Origin of the sequence: Brevibacterium sp. SMBL_HHYL_HB1 (genome assembly GCF_018208375.1) — a bacterium.
Classification (GTDB): domain Bacteria; phylum Actinomycetota; class Actinomycetes; order Actinomycetales; family Brevibacteriaceae; genus Brevibacterium; species Brevibacterium intestinavium.
In genome coordinates this window covers 1,342,263-1,364,235 of record NZ_CP062936.1, presented here as the reverse complement: position 1 = coordinate 1,364,235, position 21,973 = coordinate 1,342,263, and the positions used below count along the sequence as shown (strand labels likewise).

Annotated in this window: 15 protein-coding genes and 1 tRNA gene; 3 read left to right on the top strand and 13 right to left on the bottom strand. The window is 67.2% G+C overall.

Annotated elements, in window-relative coordinates; translation table 11 throughout:
- Window positions 1-39 precede the first annotated feature (39 nt).
- Entirely contained in the window at window positions 40-1,524 is a 1,485-nt protein-coding gene (rpsA, locus tag IG171_RS06270; protein WP_212130663.1) for a 30S ribosomal protein S1, read from the bottom strand.
- 207 nt (window positions 1,525-1,731) lie between these two features.
- On the opposite strand from rpsA, the gene IG171_RS06265 reads away from it, so the two are divergent.
- On the top strand, window positions 1,732-2,571 hold the full coding sequence (locus IG171_RS06265) for a class I SAM-dependent methyltransferase (RefSeq protein ID WP_212130661.1): 840 nt from the start codon (window positions 1,732-1,734) through the stop codon (window positions 2,569-2,571).
- A 108-nt stretch (window positions 2,572-2,679) separates the two neighbouring features.
- Here IG171_RS06265 and polA read toward each other — a convergent pair whose 3' ends face one another.
- Complete coding sequence (gene polA, locus IG171_RS06260) at window positions 2,680-5,340, bottom strand: DNA polymerase I (protein WP_212130660.1); 2,661 nt, start codon at window positions 5,338-5,340, stop codon at window positions 2,680-2,682.
- 42 nt (window positions 5,341-5,382) lie between these two features.
- Between polA and IG171_RS06255 the strand changes: the two genes are divergently transcribed.
- Window positions 5,383-5,841 (top strand): PaaI family thioesterase, encoded by a 459-nt coding sequence (locus tag IG171_RS06255; protein WP_212130658.1) that lies wholly within the window; start codon window positions 5,383-5,385, stop codon window positions 5,839-5,841.
- Window positions 5,842-6,009: 168 nt separating this feature from the next.
- Here IG171_RS06255 and IG171_RS06250 read toward each other — a convergent pair whose 3' ends face one another.
- Window positions 6,010-6,591 carry a response regulator gene (locus IG171_RS06250; RefSeq protein ID WP_212131563.1) on the bottom strand — a complete coding sequence of 194 codons (582 nt, stop codon included), beginning with the start codon at window positions 6,589-6,591 and terminating at the stop codon, window positions 6,010-6,012.
- A 232-nt stretch (window positions 6,592-6,823) separates the two neighbouring features.
- Here IG171_RS06250 and IG171_RS06245 point away from each other — a divergent pair.
- Window positions 6,824-6,905: transfer RNA gene (locus IG171_RS06245), tRNA-Leu, on the top strand.
- 493 nt (window positions 6,906-7,398) lie between these two features.
- Here IG171_RS06245 and IG171_RS06240 read toward each other — a convergent pair.
- The 10 genes from IG171_RS06240 to IG171_RS06195 all read right to left on the bottom strand — a co-directional run bounded on the left by IG171_RS06240 (window position 7,399) and on the right by IG171_RS06195 (window position 21,972).
- The gene (locus IG171_RS06240; protein ID WP_212130656.1) at window positions 7,399-8,877 is read right to left on the bottom strand and encodes a dicarboxylate/amino acid:cation symporter; all 1,479 of its coding nucleotides are present in this window, start codon (window positions 8,875-8,877) and stop codon (window positions 7,399-7,401) included.
- Between the two features lie 183 nt (window positions 8,878-9,060).
- On the bottom strand, window positions 9,061-10,608 hold the full coding sequence (gene pyk, locus IG171_RS06235) for a pyruvate kinase (protein ID WP_212130654.1): 1,548 nt from the start codon (window positions 10,606-10,608) through the stop codon (window positions 9,061-9,063).
- Window positions 10,609-10,723: 115 nt separating this feature from the next.
- Entirely contained in the window at window positions 10,724-12,169 is a 1,446-nt protein-coding gene (locus IG171_RS06230; RefSeq protein WP_212130653.1) for a glutamate synthase subunit beta, read from the bottom strand.
- Window positions 12,162-16,856 carry a glutamate synthase large subunit gene (gltB, locus tag IG171_RS06225; protein WP_212130651.1) on the bottom strand — a complete coding sequence of 1,565 codons (4,695 nt, stop codon included), beginning with the start codon at window positions 16,854-16,856 and terminating at the stop codon, window positions 12,162-12,164. The genes IG171_RS06230 and gltB overlap by 8 nt, the downstream gene beginning before the upstream one ends.
- Window positions 16,857-17,045: 189 nt before the next feature.
- Window positions 17,046-18,077 carry a prolipoprotein diacylglyceryl transferase family protein gene (locus tag IG171_RS06220; RefSeq protein ID WP_212130649.1) on the bottom strand — a complete coding sequence of 344 codons (1,032 nt, stop codon included), beginning with the start codon at window positions 18,075-18,077 and terminating at the stop codon, window positions 17,046-17,048.
- On the bottom strand, window positions 18,074-18,865 hold the full coding sequence (gene trpA, locus IG171_RS06215; RefSeq protein WP_212130647.1) for a tryptophan synthase subunit alpha: 792 nt from the start codon (window positions 18,863-18,865) through the stop codon (window positions 18,074-18,076). Before trpA ends, IG171_RS06220 begins: the two co-directional genes overlap by 4 nt.
- Window positions 18,862-20,076 (bottom strand): tryptophan synthase subunit beta, encoded by a 1,215-nt coding sequence (gene trpB / locus IG171_RS06210; protein WP_212130645.1) that lies wholly within the window; start codon window positions 20,074-20,076, stop codon window positions 18,862-18,864. Before trpB ends, trpA begins: the two co-directional genes overlap by 4 nt.
- A 126-nt stretch (window positions 20,077-20,202) precedes the next feature.
- Entirely contained in the window at window positions 20,203-20,997 is a 795-nt protein-coding gene (gene trpC, locus IG171_RS06205) for an indole-3-glycerol phosphate synthase TrpC (protein ID WP_212130643.1), read from the bottom strand.
- Window positions 20,994-21,263, bottom strand: a complete 270-nt coding sequence (locus IG171_RS06200) for an HGxxPAAW family protein (RefSeq protein WP_212130641.1) — start codon at window positions 21,261-21,263, stop codon at window positions 20,994-20,996. The genes trpC and IG171_RS06200 overlap by 4 nt, the downstream gene beginning before the upstream one ends.
- 97 nt (window positions 21,264-21,360) lie before the next feature.
- Window positions 21,361-21,972: a Trp biosynthesis-associated membrane protein gene (locus IG171_RS06195; RefSeq protein WP_212130639.1), complete on the bottom strand. Its 612-nt coding sequence runs from the start codon at window positions 21,970-21,972 to the stop codon at window positions 21,361-21,363.
- Window position 21,973 lies beyond the last annotated feature (1 nt).

Below are 21,973 nucleotides of genomic sequence, written 5' to 3'. Positions count from 1 at the left end.
TCCCGATCTTTCGACCGGGAGCCCATGTGGTGGCTGCTGTCAGCTGCCTGCAAGCTTCTCACGCAGGGCTGCAAGAGCTTCGTCGCTGGCCAGCGTGCCTTCGTCGCCTGCCTCTTCCGAGGAGAACGAACCGGTGGCCGGAGCGGCATCGGCAGAGCCCACGGCATCGGCGGCGCTGGCTTCGGCGTCCGCTGCGATGGCCTTGGCGACCTGCTTCTTGTGCTCTTCCCAGCGTTCCTGAGCGGCGGCGTACTGCTGCTCCCAGGCCTCGCGCTGAGCCTCGTAGCCCTCGACCCATTCGTTGGTCTCGGGGTCGAAGCCCTCGGGGTACTTGTAGTTGCCGTCCTCGTCGTACTCCTGCGGCATGCCGTAGAGAGCGGGGTCGAGGAACTCCTCGGCCTCGGGATCGACGCCCTCGTTCGCCTGCTTCAGCGACAGCGAGATGCGGCGACGCTCGAGGTCGATGTCGATGACCTTGACGTAGATGGTCTCGTCGACGGAGACGACCTGCTCGGGCAGATCCACGTGGCGCACAGCCAGCTCGGAGATGTGGACGAGGCCCTCGATGCCGTCCTCGACGCGCACGAACGCACCGAAGGGAACGAGCTTGGTGACCTTGCCCGGCACGATCTGTCCGATGACGTGGGTGCGGGCGAAGTGCTGCCACGGATCTTCCTGGGTGGCCTTGAGCGACAGCGAAACGCGCTCACGGTCCATATCGACGTCGAGGACCTCCACGGTGACCTCGTCGCCGACGGTGACGACCTCACCCGGGTGATCGATGTGCTTCCAGGACAGTTCGGAGACGTGGACGAGACCGTCGACACCACCGAGATCGACGAAGGCGCCGAAGTTGACGATGGAGGACACGACGCCGGGGCGGACCTGGCCCTTCTGCAGGGTCTGCAGGAAGTCGTGACGGACCGCCGACTGGGTCTGCTCGAGCCAGGCACGGCGCGACAGGACCACATTGTTGCGGTTCTTGTCGAGCTCGATGATCTTGGCCTCGACCTGCTGGCCGATGTAGGGGGCGAGGTCGCGGACGCGACGCATCTCGACCAGGGACGCGGGCAGGAAGCCGCGCAGTCCGATGTCGACGATCAGGCCGCCCTTGACGACCTCGATGACGGTGCCGGTGACAACGCCGTCGTCTTCCTTGATCTTCTCGATGTCGCCCCAGGCGCGCTCGTACTGAGCGCGCTTCTTCGAGAGCATGAGACGGCCTTCCTTGTCCTCCTTCTGGAGGACGAGGGCCTCGATCTCGTCCCCGACCTCGACGACTTCGCCGGGATCGACATCGTGCTTGATGGACAGCTCGCGGGCGAGGATGACGCCTTCGGTCTTGTATCCGATGTCAACGAGGACCTCGTCGCGGTCAACCTTGACGACGGTTCCTTCGACGATGTCACCATCGTTGAAGTACTTGATGGTCTCGTCGACGGCGGCGAGAAAGTCCTCAGCGGTTCCGATGTCGTTGACAGCGACCTGCTTCGGCTGCACCGATTCCGGCGTGGTTGTGGTCATATAGGTAGGGACTCCGATGGATTATTGGTCCAGATCCGGTACTGTGTCGGCAGGTCCGATAGTCTTGCCGCAGTTGACGGATCCGGTCTCGATTGCGAATTTGGACTTGTATGCACAGGCGCATACGGTTGTCAATGCTAGCACCAACCTGGGCGTGAATGCACGCCGAGGATTCGATTTTTGCGCACCTGCGGCTACGGAGGAACGATGAGTGAGGGAACTGACGGAGCCGAGGTCATCAGCGGCGGTTATCTGCCGATCGACGAAGAGGCTTCTGTCCGGGCCAATCGCAGCTATTGGGACAATTCCGCCGAGGAGTATCTGGCCGAGCACGGCACTTTCCTCGGCGCATCGGATTTCATCTGGTGTCCGGAGGGAATTCACGAATCGGACATCCACCTCCTCGGCGATGTCGCCCGCAAGCAGGCCCTCGAGGTCGGCTGCGGTGCCGGCCAGTGCTCGCGGTGGCTGGCCGAGCAGGGCGCCATCACCACCGGTGTCGATGTCTCGGCCGGAATGCTCGAGCAGGCCTCGCGCCTGCAGAGAGAGCACCCGCTGAGCGCCGAGGCCACTCCCCCGACGTTCCTGCTCGCCGATGCCCGCCAGCTGCCCTTCGCCTCGAACAGCTTCGATGTCGCCTTCTCCTCCTATGGCGCGCTGCCCTTCGTCAAGGACGCCGAGGTCGTCTTCGCCGAGGTCGCCCGCGTCGTTCGCCCCGGAGGACAGTGGGTCTTCTCCACCACCCATCCGATGCGGTGGATGTTCCCCGATGTGCCCGGCGAGGCCGGTCTAACGGTGGAGTACTCGTACTTCGACCGCACGCCCTATGTCGAGCTGTCCTCGGCCGGGCAGCCGGTCTACGCCGAACATCACCGGACGATGAGCGACTGGGTCGGCCTGCTGGTCAGCGCCGGCTTCACGATCGAATCGGTGACCGAACCCGAATGGCCGGAGTCCAATCACACCGCTTGGGGAGGATGGTCTCCTCTGCGCGGTGCTCTCATGCCCGGCACCGTGATCTTCTCGACCACTCTGCGCGAGGACTGAGGACGCGCCGGTCGCCGCGGCGATGGTTCCTCTCGTTCAAGCGAGGCCGCTGAGAACAACCCGTGCACGGGTTCCTTTCTGCGACACCGCTTGAACGAGCGCAGGGGCTCAGTGCGCGGCGGCGTGCCAGGAGCCTCCAGTGCCGACGTTGACGTCGAGCGGCACGTCGAGTTCGAACGCCGAGCCCATCTCCTCGGTCACGATCCTTGTCACCTCGTCGACCTCTCCCGGATGGACGTCGACGATGATCTCGTCATGGACCTGCAGGAGCATCGGCGAATGCAGCTCATCGAGGCGGGAGGCGACCTTGAGCATGGCGATCTTCATGATGTCCGCGGCCGATCCCTGGATCGGTGCGTTGAGCGCCGCCCGTTCGGCCATGTCCCGCAGCTGCCGGCGGTCGCTGTGCAGGGCCGGCAGGTACCGACGGCGGCCCATGATGGTCTCCGTGTATCCATTGGCCCGGGCCTGATCGACGATGTCGTCGAGGTAGTCCTTGACTGCGCCGAACCGTTCGAAGTACTGCTCCATCAGGCCCTTGGCCTCGTCCACGCCGATCGCCAGCTGACGCGAGAGCCCGTAGGCGGAGAGTCCGTAGACGAGTCCGTAGGACATAGCCTTGACCTTCGAGCGCATCTCGGGGTCGACTTCGTCGATGCCGACGCCGAAGACCTTCGAACCGACATAGGAGTGCAGGTCCTCACCGTCCTTGAACGCCTGGATGAGTGCGGCGTCCCCGGACAGGTGCGCCATGATGCGCATCTCGATCTGGGAGTAGTCGGCAGTGAGCAGGCAGCTGCCGTCGAGCTCGGGGTCGGAGATGAAGATCTGCCGGATGCGTCGACCGGATTCGGTGCGCACGGGAATGTTCTGCAGGTTCGGGTCGAGTGAGGACAGGCGGCCGGTGGCAGCCACTGTCTGCTGGTAGGTCGTATGGATGCGGCCGTCGTCGGCGACCGTTTTGAGCAGCCCGACGACGGTCTGCTTGAGCTTCGTCGAGTCCCGGTAGGCCAGCAGATGCTGCAGGAACGGATGCTCGGTCTTGACGAAGAGCTCGGCCAGGGCGTCGGCATCGGTCGTGTAGCCGGTCTTCGTCCGCTTCGTCTTCGGCATGTCGAGTTCGTCGAAGAGAACGGTCTGCAGCTGTTTCGGCGATCCGAGGTTGACCTCATGTCCGATCGCCGCATAGGCCTCCTGTGCGCTGGCCTCGGCCTGCTGGGTGAATTCCTCGATGAGTCGGGACAGCCCCTCCTCGTCCACGGCGATTCCGGTCAGCTCCATCCGGGCGAGCACCGGCACGAGCGGCAGCTCGATCTCGCGGTAGACCTGGGTCATATTCGCGTCCTCGAGGGCCTTCGTCAGCTCCGCGTGGACTTCGAGCAGGGCAGCGGCCCGCTGTCCGTGGGTGGTCACGGTCGCGTCCGAGTCGAGGTCGAGCGCGAGTTGGCCCGAATCGGCCTCGGGTTCGCTGAGGTCGATTCCGGTCCGCTCGGACGCGATCTGCCCGAGTTCGTAGGATCGGGCGTCGGGCACCAGGAGGTAGGCCGCCAGCGCCGTGTCCCCGCCGACGTCGCTCACCGACAGCCCGATCGACTCCCAGGCCTTGATCTGCAGCTTCGCGCTGTGGAGGATCAGTGAGCGTGCGGCCAGGGCCGAGTTCAGCCGGGCGATCGCGGTCTCACCCGCCTCGGCGAGGTCGACGACCCAGGCGTGGGCGGGTTCGGCGGAGACGGCGAGGATCCGCGCGTCTCCGTGGCCGAGTTCGAACCGCGCATCCGAGTCGAGCGCCAGCACGTCGTGTTCGGCGATGCTCTCCAACAGCGTGTCGACATCGACGGTCTCGATCGCGGTCTCACGGACGGCGGCGGTTTCGGTTGCGCCGGCATCGGGGAAGATCGCGGCCAGCCGCTTGCCCAGGGCCTGGAATTCGAGCTGGTCGAACAGGCTGGACAGCTCGGCCGGGTCTCCTTCGCCCCATGTGAGGTCGTCGAAGCTCAGTCCCAGGTCGACGTCGTCGAGGAGGCGATTGAGACGGAAGTTCCGTTCCACTTCCGTGATGTGGTCGCGCAGCTTCTCACCGACCTTGCCGCCGATCGACGCGGCGTTCTCCAACACTCCCGGCAGGTCGCCGTGGGCGGTGAGCCACTTCGCGGCGGTCTTGTCGCCGACGCCGGGCACGCCGGGCAGATTGTCGGCCTTCTCACCGACGAGCGCGGCCAGTCCGCGGTAGTTGACGGGGGTGACGCCGTACTTGTCCTCGATGGCCTCGGGCGTCATCCGGTTGAGGTCGCTGACCCCGCGTTTGGGGTAGAGGATCGTCACCGTCTCCGAAGCCAGCTGGAAGGAGTCCTTGTCCCCGGTCATCACCTCGACCGGTGCCCCTGCCTCGGTGCCGATCCGGGTCATCGTGGCCAGTGCGTCATCGGCTTCGAAGCCCTCTTTGGTCACGACCGTGATGCCCATCGCGGTGACGATGTCCTTGATGAGGTCGATCTGGGAGTGGAATTCCGGTGGGGTCTTCGCGCGTCCGGCCTTGTATTCGGCGTATTCCTCGAGCCGGAAGGTCTGCCGGCCGAGGTCGAAGGCCACGGCCACATGGCTCGGTGCTTCGTCGCGGAGGACGTTGATGAGCATCGAGATGAAGCCGTAGATGGCGTTCGTCGTCTGGCCGGTGCTGGTGGAGAAGTTCTCCACGGGCAGCGCGTGGAATGCCCGATAGGCCAGGGAGTGTCCGTCGATGAGCAGGAGGAATTCGTTTGAGTGACTCACATGTCATAGCCTAGCGTTCGAAGCTGACTTGAAGGAGAACCGATGCTGCGTCCCGATATTTCCCTGACCTCTGACACACCGGCCGACCGGGTCGACCGATTGCTCGAGCAGCTGCGCTCACCGGAGGCCGGCGGCGCCCTGGCAGAGAAGATGGGGATCGAATTCGTCGAGCTCGGTCATGATCATCTCGTCGGCACCGTCCCTGTCGCAGGCAATACGCAGCCGATGGGCCTCTTCCACGGCGGTGGACACGTCGTCCTCGCCGAGTCCCTGGCCTCGATGCACTCGTATCTGCTCGCCGGTGGGAAGTCCGTCGTCGGCGTCGACCTCAATGCCACGCATCTGCGTGCGGCTCGCGAGGGCGTCGTCACCGGCCGCGCCGAGGTGCTGCATCAGGGACGCACGATCGTCTCGCACGAGGTGAAGATGACCGATGCGACCGGGCGTCTGCTCTCGATCGTGCGGATCACGAACATGATCCTCAGGGCCGAACCGAAATGAGCCGTTGCTCCTCTGCGGCCGAGCAGGGGCTCGCAACGGCACAGAGGCGGCTCGCGGCGGCATAGAAGCCGCTTGCGACGGCATAAAGCCGTTCGCTGCGACCGAGAAGTGAGGGTCCCGACTGCAGAGCAGTCGGGCCCCTCGATCATCGATGGACTTGGTGGTGAGTTACTTCTTCGAGCCGATCTGCTTGAGCACGGTCTCGGCGACCTCGCGCATCGTCAGGCGACGATCCATCGAGGTCTTCTGGATCCAGCGGAAGGCTTCGGGCTCGCTCAGACCCATCGAGGTCTGGAGCAGGCTCTTGGCCCGTTCGACGAGCTTGCGGGTCTCGAAGCGCTCGGTGAGGTCGGAGATCTCGGATTCCAAGGAGCTGATCTCCGCATGGCGCGAGAGTGCGATCTCGAGTGCCGGAACGAGGTCGGCCGAGGTGAAGGGCTTGACCACGTACGCCATGGCACCGGCATCGCGGGCGCGCTCGACGAGTTCCTTCTGCGAGAAGGCGGTGAGCAGAACCACCGGAGCGATGCGGGCGCGGGCGATGCGCTCGGCCGCCGAGATGCCGTCGAGAATGGGCATCTTGATGTCCATGACGACGAGATCGGGGCGGAGCTCCTCGGCCAGGCGAATGGCGGATTCGCCGTCCGCAGCCTCACCGACGACGTCATAGCCGACCTCGCGCAGCATTTCTACGATATCGAGACGAATCACTGCCTCGTCTTCGGCCACGACTACGCGGCGGACCGGCACGGACTCATCTGCAGTTGACTGTTCGCTGTTTGAAAGCACGGTCCCAGTCTAGACCAGGCGCGCCGGATGCACGGCAACGGGTGGGCAAGTTTCTTCTGTGAGGGTGACCACCCCCCGGTGACGATGGCCACCGGGGACGACGCCCCGGCGGACGCGATTGTGCAATCGCTGGGCTGTCGAAGTAGAATCGTCCCCATCATCGACGCGGCCCGGACACGGGACGCCGTTGCGAGCCGGATTGGCGGAATCGGTAGACGCGGTGCACTCAAAATGCATTGTCGAAAGACGTGCGGGTTCGAGTCCCGCATCCGGTACGAACCCTGAGCCGCGGCCTCATCGAGGTCGCGGCTCAGTCATCTTCCAGGTTGCGGCTCAGTCGTCCGCGGTCGCATGTCCCCGGCCACGCGGTAGCATGTCCTCGGCCTTCAGCTGCCCGCCTGTGAGCCTCGGAGGCTCACAACTCGCCCGAAGCACGGCCACCGAGACTCATAGTCGCTCGATACGGCCTCGCGGACACACCCGGCCGCACCGTTTGTGGTCATGGAACCGAGGCGTTTTCCCGAATTCAACGGCATTGCCTCGGTGCTCTGACCACAAACGGTGCTCAGCAGGTGGGCGACCGCCGCTGCCGACCTGTCCGAGCGAGTCCGGTCCGTCCGGCCCAGTCCGACCTGGCTCGGCTTGTCCGACTCGGTCGCGGATCGGTCCTGCGGCCGCCTCGCTGACGGCTGTGAGAGAGCCGACGTTCACAGCGCAGATGCGTCGGCATCGGCGCCCTGAACCGGACGCCTGTGCGCGTCGACACCATCAGTGCGAGTCGCGACCCGCACCGACGCCAGCGCCCGCTGCACGAGGCGCGTCAGCCGCGGTCCCCTCGGCACGAGGCGCGTCAGCCGCGGTCCCCTCGGCACGAGGCGCGTCGGCACCGGCGTCCTCAGCGGGGGTTTCATCGGCATCAGCGTCCTCGGCGACGGGGACGTAGCCGAGGACGCGCTGCCCGTCATAGCGTTCGACGTCGAGGATGTCGTGCCGCTTGGCCACGATGGCCGGGATGAGCGCCTGTCCGGAGACGTTGAGCGCGGTGCGGCCCATATCGACGATCGGTTCGATCGCCAGCAGCAGGCCGACGCCCTCGAGCGGCAGGCCCAGGGTCGACAGCGTGAGCGTGAGCATCACGGTCGCCCCGGTGGTGCCCGCCGTCGCAGCCGATCCGATGACGGCGACGAAGACGATGAGCAGGTACTGGATGAGCGAGAGATCGACGCCGAAGAACTGGGCGACGAACACGGCGGCGATGGCCGGATAGATCGCGGCGCAGCCGTCCATCTTCGTGGTCGCACCGAAGGGCACGGCGAAGGCCGCATAGCTCTGCGGGACTCCGAAGTTGTCGGTCGCGACCTTCTGGGTCACCGGCATCGTCCCGATCGACGAACGGGAGACGAAGCCCATCTGCGCGGCGGGCCAGACACCGGAGAAGTACTGCCGGATGGACAGCCCGTTGACCCTGGCCAGCGCCGGGTAGACGCCGAAGAACACGATCGCGAGACCGAGGTAGACGGCCACGACGAACCACAGCAGCGAGCCCATCGTCGACCAGCCGTAGGAGTTCACGGCGTTGCCGATCAGGCCCAGGGTCCCGATCGGAGCGATGCGCACGATCCACCACACGACCTTCTGGACCACGGTCAGGGCCGCCTCGGTGAACTCGAGGAAGGGCTCGGCGGCCTTGCCGACCTTGACCGCGGCGATGCCGATGGCTCCGGAGACGATGATGAGCTGGAGGATGTTGAAGTCGACCTCGGAGCTCAGGCCGCCCGCCTCATCGGCGGCGGTGCTCACTTCCAGGCCGAGGAAGTTCACCGGCACCAGTCCGGTGAGGAACCCGATCCAGCTGCCCTGCGAGTCCGGAGCCGAAGTGCTCAGCGAGGCGGCGTCGGCATGGTTGCCCGGCTGGATGACCACACCGAGGACGAGTCCGATGAGCACGGCGATGAGAGCGGTCAGGGCGAACCACAGCAGGGTCGACACGGCGAGTCTGGCGGCGTTGGTGACCTTACGCAGGTTGCCGATGCTGGCGATGATCGCGGTGATGACCAACGGCACGACGGCCGCCTTGAGCAGGGTGACATAGGACGAACCGATGGTGTCCAGGGTCGTTCCGAGCCAGTTGTCCTGCGCTTGGCTGATCGGTCCCCACGACCGGGCGATCAGGCCCAGGATGACGCCGGCGATGAGTGCGATGGTCACCTGCACTCCGAAGGACTTGCTCCAGGCGGGCAGTCTCATTGATTTCCTCTCGTAGCTGGACCTCCTCGGTGTGCCGAAGGAGGGGAAGACAACACAGAGGACAACTGTTGAGCAATTCTGGAAATTCCGCAAGTCGGTGTGAGCTGCGCCGCACAGACAGAACCGGCGGCGTACGACCCGGATTCGGGTCGTACGCCGCCGGTGCGGTCGGGTTCCGGTGCCTCAGTGGCGGGGCGACTGCCCCTCGTCGACGATCGGGACCTCGCGGGTGATCGGAGCCTCGGCCACCACGCCGTAACCGGCCAGCGGATCCTCCTCGGAGTCCTCGGAGTCCTGGTAGGCGGCCGCGACGCCCTTGGCGGCATCACCGATGGTGTGGATGCGCAGGGCGTTCGTCGACCCCGGGATTCCGGGAGGCGAACCGGCCACGAGGATCGACTGGTCGCCCTCAGCGGCAGTGTTGTCGGCGAGCAGCACCGCGTCGACCTGTCGGGCCATCTGATCGGTGTGGCGCACCTCCTTGACCAGGTACGCCCGGACTCCCCAGGTCAGGGCCAGCTGATGGCGCACCTGCGGATCGGGGGTGAAGCCGAGGATCGGCCAGTCCGGGCGCAGACGCGACATCCGACGCACCGAGTCACCGGTCTGGGAGAAGGTGCACAGCAGATCGATGTCGAGCTGATGAGCAATCTGCACGGCCGCGGCCGTCACGGCGCCGCCCTTCGTATGCGGCACGGTGCCCAGAGGCGGAATCCGTTCGAGTCCGTGCTCCTCGGTGGAGCCGATGATCCGGCTCATCGTCCGGATCGCCTCCACCCAGTGGGCACCGACGGAGGTCTCACCGGAGAGCATGAGCGCATCGGCACCGTCGAGGACGGCGTTGGCGCAGTCGCTGGCCTCGGCGCGGGTCGGGCGCGGGGCGTCGATCATGGTCTCGAGCATCTGGGTGGCCACGATGACCGGCTTGGCCTGCTGGCGGGAGATCTCGACGGCGCGCTTCTGCACGATCGGGACCTGCTCCAGCGGCAGTTCGACGCCGAGGTCGCCGCGGGCGACCATGATCCCGTCGAAGGCGTCGATGATCTCATCGAGCAGCTCGACGGCCTGCGGCTTCTCGAGCTTCGCGATCACCGGGGCGGTGATCCCGACCTCGTCCATGACCGCCCGCACTGCGTCCATGTCCTCGGGACTGCGGACGAAGGACAGTGCCACCCAGTCGAAGCCGAGCTGCAGGCCCCATTTGAGGTCTTCGACGTCCTTCTCCGACAGGGCCGGGACGGACACGGGCACACCGGGCAGGTTGATGCCCTTGTGGTTGGAGATGGTTCCGCCGATCTCGACCTCGGTCACGACCTCGGTCGCGGTGACCTCGGTGGCCCGCAGGCGCAGCCGCCCGTCGTCGATGAGCAGCGGATCGCCCACGGAGACGTCCTCGGCCAGGGTCGGCAGCGTCGTGCTCACGATTTCGGAGGTGCCGTCGACGTCGCGGCTGGTGATCGTGAAGGAGGCTCCTTCGACGAGCTCCTCCTCGCCGTTGGCGAAGGTGCCCACTCGGATCTTCGGACCCTGGAGGTCGAGCAGCACGGCGACCGCCCGTCCGGTGTCGAGTGCCGCCTGGCGGACCCAGGCGAACTTCTCTTCGTGTTCGTCACGTGTTCCGTGGCTGAGATTGAATCGCGCGACATCGACGCCTTCATCGACGAGTGCACGGATCTCTTCGTAGGAGTTCTGATTCGGACCTAGTGTTGCGACTATCTTTGCACGCCTCATGCACTCCACCCTACCTGCACCGCGACGACGGGCTCGACCCGCCCGTCGCGGTGCGCTGTTGTTCGGCTGTCAGCGCGTCGATGCGCCGACGTCTCATTGTTCGATACAGAAGATCCTAACACTTGAAACCTGTGTCACGGGGGCCGACCGGTGCGGGCAGCCGCGTCGATCCGGTCAGGTACCGGTCGACCTCCGCGGCCGCGGCCCGCCCCTCGGCGATGCCCCATACGATCAGCGACTGTCCCCGGCCGGCGTCGCCGGCGACGAAGACGCCGTCGGTCCCGCTCCGGTAGGAGCCGTCGCGGGAGAACGCCCCACGGGCATCGAGTTCGAGGCCGAGCCCCTCGGCCTCGGGCCCGGAGAAGCCGAGCGCCAGGAGGACGAGATCGGCTTCGAGGACGTGCTCGGTGCCCGGGGTCGGGACACGCCTGCCGTCGAGGAACTGCGTCTCGGAGACCTCGATCCCGCGCACGGCTCCGTTCCCGTCGCTGACGAAGCCCGTGGTCGAGGCCAGGTAGCGTCGGACGCCGCCCTCCTCATGCGAACTCTGGACCTCGAAGATCCGCGGCACCGTCGGCCAGGGATCGTTCTCGCCGCGCTCGGTCGGCGGTTTCGCCCCGATCGCCAGGGCCGTCACCGAGGCGGCCTGCTGGCGCAGGGCCGTGCCGAGGCAGTCGGCGCCGGTGTCCCCACCGCCGATGATGATCACGTGCTTGCCGGCGGCGTCGATGCCCGGGACGGTCTCCTCCCCCGCCTGCACCCGGTTCGAGGGCACGAGGTAGTCCATGGCGAATTCGATGCCGTCCAGTTCGCGCCCGGTCACCGGCATGTCCCGCGGCACCGTCGCTCCCGTGCACACGACGACCGCGTCGAAACGCGCCTGCAGATCCTCCAGACCGGTGCCGGAGCCGATCTCGACCGAGGTCTCGAAACGAGTGCCCTCGGCCCTCATCTGCTCGATGCGCCGGTCGATGTGATGCTTCTCGAGCTTGAAGTCGGGGATCCCGTAGCGCAGCAGCCCGCCGAGGCGGTCATCGCGTTCGTAGACGACGACCGTGTGCCCGGCCCGGGTCAGCTGCTGGGCGCAGGCCAGACCGGCCGGTCCCGAGCCGATGACGGCCACTGTGTGTCCGGTGATCCGCTCCGGGACCTCGGGGGTGATCAGGCCCGCGGCGAATCCCTGGTCGACGATGCTGACCTCGACCTGCTTGATCGTCACCGCCGGCTGGTTGATGCCGAGCACACACGCGTTCTCACACGGCGCCGGGCAGGCCCGACCGGTGAATTCGGGGAAGTTGTTCGTCGCGTGGAGCAGTTCGACGGCGCGGGCCAGCTCTCCGCGGTACATCGCGTCGTTGAACTCGGGGATGAGGTTGCCCAGCGGGCAGCCCTGGTGGCAGAAGGGCACACCGCAGTCCATGCAGCGCGAGGCCTGGCGGCGCAGCTGCTCGGGGTCTCCGGCCTCATAGACCTCGCGGTAGTCCATCAGCCGGATCGGAACGGGCCGGCGCTTCGGCAGCTCACGGTCGGTGACAGTGAGGAATCCGTGCGGATCAGCCATGGGTGACCTCCAGAATGGTGTTCCAGGCGGCATCGGAGTCCGGGGCATGCCCGGCGGCGGCGAATTCGGCCTGGATGTCGCGGACGGCTTGGTACGCGACGGGAATGATCTTCGTGAAGCGGGACATGACGTCCTCCCCGCGGCGGAGTCCGCCGAGGAGCTCGGCGGCCAGGGGCGAACCGGTCCACTCGACATGGTCGTCCAGCAGGCGTTCGAGGACCGTCATGTCCTCGACGCCGACTCCGGTGAACCGGAAGACGCCGGCGCCGCGCTCATCGGGGTTGAGCCGGGCGGGGTTGAAGTCGAGCACGTAGGCGGTGCCGCCGGACATACCGGCCGCGAAGTTTCGGCCGGTCCCGCCGAGGATGACGGCCACGCCCCCGGTCATGTACTCCAGCCCGTGGTCGCCGATGCCTTCGACGACCGCCTCGGCGCCGGAATTGCGGACCATGAACCGCTCCCCCACCTGACCGGAGACGAAGAGCCGGCCCGAGGTGGCTCCGTAGCCGAGCACATTTCCGGCGATGATGTTGTGCTCGGGACGGGTGCGGCTGTCCGGCCCGGGATGGACGCTGATGGTGCCGCCGGACAGCCCCTTGCCGACGTAGTCGTTGGCGTCTCCGGACAGGTCGATGCTCACCCCGGCCGGCAGGTAGGCGCCCAGCGACTGGCCGGCCGTGCCGTCCAGTTCGAGCACGATCGTGCCCTCGGGCAGCCCGCGCTCACCGTGGGTCCGGGTGATGTGGTGGCCGAGCAGGGTGCCGGCCGACCGGTCGGTGTTCTCGATCCTCGAGCCGATCCTCACCGGTCGGCCGCCGACGATCGCGTCCTCGGCGGCCTCGAGCAGACGCAGATCGAGCTCGCCGGCGAAGTCCCGGTTCACCGGTCCCGCGCACTTGCGCGCACCGGTGGTCGATCCCGACAGGTCGGTGGGCACGGTGAGGATCGACTCGAGATCGAGGTCGAGCCCGGAGGCGGCGGCCCTGTCCTCGTCGATGCGCAGCCTCTCGACGGCGCCGATGGCCTCGTCGAGGGAGCGGAAGCCGAGCTGGGCGAGGTAGCCGCGCACCTCCTCGGCGATGAAGGTGAAGAAGTTGACCACGTGATCGGCCTGACCGTGGTAGCGCTCGCGCAGCACCGGGTTCTGCGTGGCCACCCCGACGGGGCACGTGTCCTTGTGGCACACGCGCATCATGATGCAGCCGGAGACGACGAGCGCGGTGGTCGCGAAGCCGAACTCCTCGGCCCCGAGCAGGGCGGCGATGATCACGTCCCGGCCCGTCTTGAGCTGACCGTCGACCTGGACGCTGACGCGTTCGCGCAGCCCGTTGAGGACCAGCGTCTGCTGCGCCTCGGCCAATCCCAGCTCCCACGGAGTGCCGGCATGCTTGAGAGAGTTGAGCGGACTCGCACCCGTGCCGCCGTCGTGGCCGGAGATGAGGACGACGTCGGCTCCGGCCTTCGCCACTCCCGCGGCCACGGTGCCCACACCGATCGCGGAGACGAGCTTGACGTGGACGCGGGCGCGGGCGTTGGCCCGGCCGAGATCGTGGATGAGCTGTGCGAGGTCCTCGATGGAATAGATGTCGTGGTGCGGCGGCGGAGAGATCAGCCCCACCCCCGGTGTGGCGTGGCGGGTCTTCGCGATCCACGGGTAGACCTTCTCACCCGGCAGCTGTCCGCCCTCACCGGGCTTGGCCCCCTGCGCCATCTTGATCTGCAGGTCGTCGGCTTCGGTCAGGTAATGGCTGGTCACCCCGAACCGTCCCGAGGCGATCTGCTTGATCGCCGACCGCCGCTCGGGGTCGACCAGCCGGTCGGTGTCCTCACCGCCCTCACCGGTGTTGGACTTCCCGCCGATGCGGTTCATCGCGATCGCCAGGGTCTCGTGGGCCTCTTTCGAGATCGAGCCGTAGCTCATCGCCCCGGTCGAGAACCGGCGCATGATCGCCTCGGCCGGTTCGACCTCGGAGATGTCGATCGGTCCGGCAGCACCGGGTGCGAGATCGAACAGTCCGCGCAGGGTCATCAGCTCCCGCGACTGCTCGTCGATGGCTGCCGTGTACTCGGAGAAGATGTCGAAGCGCTTCGTCGCCGTGGCGTGCTGGAGCTTGAAGATCGTCTCCGGGCTGAACAGGTGACCGGGGCCTTCGCGGCGCCACTGGTACTCCCCGCCGATCCGCAGGGGACGGTGGGACGGCTTCGGATGATCGTCGCGGTAGGCATCGGCGTGACGGGCGGTGGTGTCCGCGGCGATGTCTGCGATGGTCTTGCCCCCGAGCTGGTGCGGGGTCGAGGTGAAGTAGCGGTCGATGAAGTCCGCGGCCAGGCCGACGGCCTCGAACGTCTGCGCACCGTGGTAGGACTGCACGGTCGAGATGCCCATCTTCGACATGATCTTGAGCAGACCCTTGTTGAGCGCGGACAGGACGTTGGCCACCGCAGCGGTCTCGCTGACACCGCGGATGCGGTCGGCTCGGACGAGATCCTCAGCCGACTCCATGAGCAGGTACGGGTTGACCGCGGAAGCGCCGAAGGACACGAGCGTGGCCGCATGGTGGACCTCACGGACGTCGCCGGCCTCGACGACGATGCTCACCCGGGTCCGCGTTCGTTCTCGCACGAGGTGGTGGTGCAGCGCGGAGGTCAGCAGGAGCGAGGGGATCGGCGCGAGATCGGCCGTGGATTCCCGATCGCTGAGGACGATGAAGATCACGCCCGATTCCACGGCGGCGCTCGCCTCGGCGCACAGAGCCTCGATGCTGCGGGCCATGGCATCGGGTCCCGCATTGACCGAGTACAGCCCGGACAGGGTCACTGCCGGTCGCGGATTGTCCGCACCGAGGTGCTCACCGCGGATGTGGGCGATCGCGGCGAGCTCGTCATTGTCGATGACCGGGCGGTCCAGCATGATGTGCGCGGAGTCCGGCCGGTCGTGTTCGAGGAGGTTGCCCTCCCGTCCGATCCCGGCGGCCATGGACGTCACGATCTGTTCGCGGATCGAGTCGAGCGGCGGGTTCGTCACCTGCGCGAAGTTCTGGTGGAAGTAGTCGAACAGCAGGCGCGGACGCGTCGACAGGCCCGCGATCGCGGTGTCGGTGCCCATCGCTCCGAGCGGCTCGGCGCCGGTCTCGGCCATCGGCGAGATGAGCACGCGCAGCTCCTCCTCGGTGTAGCCGAAGGTCCGCTGTCGGCGACGCACCGAGGCCTGCGGGTGCGTGACGTGGACACGGGTGGGCAGTTCTTCGAGACGCTTCGAACTGCGCTTCACCCAGTCCTGGTAGGGGTGCTCGGTGGCGAGCTGGTTCTTGATCTCGGTGTCGGAGATGATCCGCTCGGTCTCGGTGTCAACGAGGAACATCCGGCCCGGGGTGAGGCGTCCGCGGGCGATGACCGCGGATTCGTCGAGGTCGACCACGCCGATCTCGCTGGCCAGGACGACGGTGTCGTCGGTCATCACATAGCGGGCGGGGCGCAGGCCGTTGCGGTCGAGCACGGCACCGGCGAGGCGACCGTCGGTGAAGGCCACGCAGGCGGGTCCGTCCCAGGGCTCCATGAGCAGGGAGTGGTATTCGTAGAACGCCTTGCGGGATTCGCCCATGCCCGGATTGTTCTCCCAGGCTTCCGGGATCATCATCAGCATCGCCTGCGGCAGGGATCGGCCGGAGGCGACCATGAGCTCGAGCACGGCGTTGAACGAGGCCGAGTCGGACGCGCCCGGCGGCACGATCGGACACAGCCGGTCGAGGCTGTCGGAGGTCGTCGGCACCGGCGAGGCGAGCAGCTCGGAGTCGAGTTGGGATTCCCTGGCCTGCATCCAGTTCCGGTTGCCGCGCACCGTGTTGATCTCGCCGTTGTGGGCGATCGTGCCGAAGGGCTGAGCGAGCTGCCAGGAGGGAAAGGTGTTCGTCGAGAACCGCGAGTGGACCAGAGCGATCCGCGAGGTCAGACGTTCATCGCTGAGTTCGGTGAAGTAGCTGGCCAGCTGTCCGGTCGACAGCATCCCCTTGTAGGTGATCGTCGCCGGGGACAGAGAGGGGAAGTAGATGCCCTCGGTGTCGAGGCGCTTGCGCACGATATAGGCGCGCCGGCGCAGGTCCTCAGTGTCTCTGGCCGGGTGATCGGGGTCGAGGTCGAAGAACACCTGTCGCATCCGCGGCTGCGTCGTTCGCGCGATCTCGCCGAGTACGCTCTCATCATGGGGCACATCGCGGACGGCGAGCACGCGCAGCCCCTCTTCGGCGGCGATGCGAGCCACGGTGTCGGCTTCGGCCCCGTCGGTGCCCGGCTGAGGCAGTCCGCTGGTGGTCTCGGTGTTCACGGCGGCCTTGGAGCCGATGAGGTCCTGACGGTAGTCCTGGGAGAAGAAGCCGATGCCGACGGCGTATTCGCCCGGGGCGGGAAGATCGACGCCCTGATCGGACAGCGCCTGCGAGAAGTAGTCGTGCGGGATCTGGAGTGTGATGCCCGCTCCGTCGCCGGTGCCCTCGTCCGAGCCGATGCCGCCGCGGTGTTCGAGCTTGCGCAGCGCAGTCAGGGCCTGGTCGACGACCTCGTGGTCGGCCGGCCCGCGGTAGCGGACGATGAGCGCGAGCCCGCAGGCGTCGTGCTCGAGAGCCGGGTCGTAGAGGCCGACACGGCCTGGCGGTGCCGGAGCTTTCTGGGTCGGAGGAGTCTCTTGTCTCATGCGATGCCTTCACGGTCTCGTGTGCGGTCCGAAAAGACGACGCTGTCTGAAACGGCTGTTCTGTGTCCTCAAGGAGATCGTCCTCGGACACGGTGGTGTGACGTGGTTCTCACGGTCGGGAGTACAACTTACACCCAACTGCGCACATTGAGGAATTCGAGAAAGGACCGTTCACCGGACCAAAAAGTCTCAGTGGACGGACCCACCGGATCCAGAGGATCGCGTATTCCCGGGTGAGTCAGGGTTCTGACCGCTCTCTGTCCGGCCGCGAACATCCGGGACGATGGAGATCGCCGAGGTGACCGCGCCGAAGAATCCGAAACTGTGCCGACCGTCCTCGTCGAGTTCGCCGATGCCCTGATCGCCGGGACCTCGGACTCCGGCGCTGCCGTCGGCGCTCGCCTGTGTCGCGGACCCCGGTGACGTCTGAATCCGATGGGAGTCCGCGGGATCGGGGTCGAGGGCGGCATAGATGTGCTTGCCGCGGCCGCGCCGCCGGTGGATCGCCCGGGACTGGCGGAGGTAGAGCACGGTCTCCGGTTCGCGGTGGCGGATCCGGGAGGCCGTGAACCAGACGAGGCCGCCGATGAGCGTCAGGGCCGCCGTCCACACGTTCACGGGCACACCGGCGATGAGGTGAGCGGATTCGGCGGCGGGGCTGCCCAGCCGCAGGAGGTGCAGCCACACCCGCCCGAGGCCGAACAGGCAGAGGTAGAGGGCGAACACCTGACCGTGTCCCAGTCGCAGACGACGGGCCAGGACGATGGCCAGGACGCAGCCGATGAGGTTCCACACGGATTCGACGACAACCGTCGCCAGCGACAGACGTGCCTCTGCGAAATCGGCCCAGGCCCCGGCGACTCGGCCGAGCAGGAGCCCGGGGGCCACGGAATCGAGGAACGGCAGGAATCTGATGCCTTGGAAGCGGGTGATCGCCCAGGCGGCGAGGAAGCCGATGACGAATCCGCCCCAGAATCCGAAGCCGCCGTCCCAGATCGCCAAGGCTGCCAGCGGGTTGCCGTCCGGGCCGAAGTACGGCCCCGGGGAGGTGATGAGGTGACTGATCCGGCCGCCGATGACGGTCGCGGGGATCGTGATGATCGCGATCGCCCACAGATCACCCTTGTGTCCGCGGCGCGTGTGCCACTGCAGTGCGGTCATCCATACCGTGAGACCGATCCCGAGGACGGTGAGGCCGACCCATGCCGGGCTGAAGCTCATGCACACCCTTCTGCGAGCTCGGAGGCGAGGCGGCCGAGCCCGGGCACTCCCTCGGAGTCCAGGGCGCGGACGAGGGCGGAACCGACGATGACGCCGTCGGCGTACTCGGCGACCTCGGCGGCCTGGTCCCGGTTGGACACGCCGAGGCCGACGCAGGCGTGCTCGGCCCCGGCCTCCCTGAGCCGGGCGACGAGGTCGCGGGCGTGGACGTCGACCTCGGAGCGGACTCCGGTCACGCCCATGGTCGAGGCGGCGTAGACGAAGCCGCGGCTGCCTTCGACGATGCGGGCCAGACGTTCGGGCGTCGACGACGGCGCGGCCAGGAAGATCCGGTCGAGATCGTAGCGGTCGGAGGCGGCCAGCCAGTCGTGCGCCTCGTCCGGGATGAGGTCGGGGGTGATGATTCCTCCCCCGCCGGCCGCGTCGAGGTCCCGGGCGAAGTCGGTCACGCCGTACTGGAGCACGAGGTTCCAGTAGCTCATGACCACGGCGGTGCCGCCGGCTGAAGCGATGGCCTCGACGGCGGTGAACACGTCCTTCGTGCGCACCCCTGACTCGAGAGCCGCCTCGGCGGCACGCTGGATGACGGGACCGTCCATGCCGGGATCCGAATAGGGCACCCCGACCTCGACGATGTCGACGCCGCTGCGGACGAGTTCGACCATCGCCTCGATGGAGCCGGGCACGCTGGGGAACCCGATCGGCAGGTAGCCGATGAGCGCCGCCTTGCGACCGGCCTCGGTCACGGCTGACAGCGTTGTGCCTGTGCGTGGACCTGCGTGCGTCATACCTGCACCGCCCCTTCGTCGAGGTAGTCGAACCATTTCGCGGCCGTCGTCATGTCCTTGTCGCCGCGGCCGGAGAGATTGACCAGAAGAGCTGCCTCCGGTCCGAGTCTGCGTCCGATCCGCATGGCTCCGGCCAGAGCATGAGCGGATTCGATGGCCGGGATGATGCCTTCGGTGCGCGACAGCAGCCGCATGGCCTCCATCGCCTCGTCGTCGACGACTGGTTCGTAGGTCACTCGTCCGCTGTCGTGGAGGTGGGAGTGCTCGGGCCCGACCGAGGGGTAGTCGAGACCGGCCGAGACCGAATGCGAGGGCCGGGTCTGCCCGTCGGAGTCTTGGAGGATGTAGGTGGCCGAACCGTGGAGGACTCCGGGTCTGCCCCCGGAGAAGCGGGCAGCGTGGTGACCGGATTCGATGCCCTCGCCGCCGGCCTCGAAGCCGAAGATCTCGACCTCAGTGTCGCCGAGGAACGCGGCGAACAGACCCATCGCGTTCGAGCCTCCTCCGACGCACGCGCAGACGGCGTCGGGCAGCCGGCCGAGCTGGTCGAGGAACTGTTCGCGAGCCTCGAGACCGATGACGTTCTGGAACGAGCGCACCATTGCCGGAAACGGGTGCGGACCGGCCACGGTCCCGATGACGTAGTGGGTGTCGCCCACATGGGCCACCCAGTCGCGCATGGCCTCGTTCATCGCGTCCTTGAGCGTGCGGGTGCCGTTGGTCACGGCGTTGACCTCGGCCCCGAGCAGGCGCATGCGAGCGACGTTGAGGGCCTGACGCTGCGTGTCCTCCTCGCCCATGTAGACCTCGCACTCCATGTCGAGCAGGGCCGCGGCGGTCGCGGTGGCGACTCCGTGCTGCCCGGCACCGGTCTCGGCGATCAGGCGTGTCTTGCCCATGCGCTTGGCCAACAGGGCCTGGCCGACGGCGTTGTTGATCTTGTGGCTGCCCGTGTGGTTGAGATCCTCACGTTTGAGGAACACGCGGGCCCCGCCGCAGTGCTCGGCGAAGCGCGTGGCCTCGGTGAGCAGGGACGGCCTGCCGATGTAGTTCCGCTGAAGATCGAGGAGTTCATCGGTGAAGGTCGGATCGACCTGGGACTTGCGCCAGGTCTCCTCGATCTCATCGAGTGCCGGGATCAGTGCTTCGGGGATGAACCTGCCTCCGAATGCGCCGAAGTACGGTCCGGTCTCCTGACTGACATCGTTCATTGCGGTCCTTCTCGATCTCCTCGTGAACGTCGGCGGGCTGGGTACGGCCTCGAGCCCGGCAGACGGCCGGATGGGTGCAGTATCCGCCCATCGTCGGTCAACTCGGCTGATGGGCGCGGTCGGGGTTCAGGATGCGGACAGGCGACGGTCCCGGCCGATGGCGGTGTACTCCTCGACCGCGGCCTGCGGTCGGCCTCCCGTGACGAGGGCTTCGCCGACCAGAACGAGGTCGGCTCCGGCGTCGGCGTACTTCGCGACCTCCCGGGCCCCGGCGACACCCGATTCGGCCACGAGGGTGGCCCCGGCCGGGACGAGTCCGGCCAAGGGCTCGAACCGGTCGGTGTCGACGCTGAGGTCTTTGAGGTTGCGGGAGTTGACGCCGATGAGTTCGGCACCGATGTCGGCGGCGAGTTCCAGTTCTTCCCGGTTGTGGGCCTCGACGAGCGCCGTCATGCCCAGTTCCCCGGCGAGAGCGTAGAACTCGCGCAGCTGCACCGGATCGAGGGCGGCGACGATGAGCAGGACGATGTCGGCCCCGTGCGCCCGGGCCTCGTGGAACTGGTATTCGTCGACCATGAAGTCCTTGCGCAGGACCGGGATGTCCACGGCGGCGCGCACGGCGTCGAGGTCGTCGAGGCTGCCGGAGAAGCGGCGGGCTTCGGTGAGCACGCTCACGGCTCGGGCACCGCCGGCGGCATAGAGGCCGGCGAGTGTGCCGGGGTCGGGAATCTGGGACAGATCGCCGCGGGACGGCGACTTCCGCTTGACCTCGGCGATGACGCCGAAGTCGGCGTTGAGGTCGAACTCCCTCGCGGGTGCGGCCGCACGGGCTCGGTCCTCGATCTCCGACAGGGGGATCGCGTTCCGGCGTGCCTGCAGGTCCTCACGCACCCCGGAGACGATCTCGGACAGTACCGTCATTGCGTTTTCGGCTTGTTGCCCAGTCCGACTGCCCGCAGGATCAGGCCGACGATGATGCCGAGCGCGACGATGCCGATGGCGACATAGGTGATCGTCGGATTGTGGATGGTGAAGCCCACGCATCCGACGGAGACGCCGATGAGCATGATGATCACACCGGTCCATCCCGCCACGGAATTGCCGTGACCGGGATCGGCGATCGCTGCGTAGTCGATCGTGGACTTGTCGAGATCTGTGGCCCCGTTGCGGGCGAGGGACTGCGACATGGTGCTCCTTCGTGTGATAGGCGTGGCACGCGTGTGGAAACTTTCCTCCATTGTGTCACGCTTCCGATCCTGACCGGACACCGACCCGGTCACAAGGTCATTTCGAATCCGGGTCGGCATCGGCGTCCGGGTCCGCGTCCGGGTCCGCATCGGCGTCCGCGCCCGTTTCGCCGTCGGCTCCCTCGTCGCCGTCGCCGGGGTCCGAACCGGCATCGTCGACGATGTCCTCTCCGCGGGAGAGTGCGTCCCAGGTCGCGGCCGAGTCGAATTCGCCCTCTGCCGCCTCGGCGGTGCGGGCGTATCGGTTGGAGTTCGTCCACCCCGCCGAGGCGGTCGCGACCCAGATGATGCCGATGACCGAGATGCCCGCGGCCACGGCCGCGATGATCGGCCAACCGGTGGCTCCGGGCGCCGTGGCGGCGAAAAGCGCGGTGATGCCGTAGCCGAGAGCCGCGACCGCGGCGAATCCGAGGACGACGAGGCGGCCGGCCCGCCCCAGCATCGCGGCGAGCAGGCCGGTCACGGCGATGATGGCCACGCACGCGGTGGCCACGGGCGAGGCCTGTGCGTTCGGATCCTCGGTCACCGAGGCCACACCGGTGGGTCCCAGCGCGTCACCGACGGCGCCGGCCTGCCAGGACGAGATCGTCAGCGCCCACAGGCCGGCGGCGATGACGAGGACGATGAGGACTCCGCGTGACTTCGACATC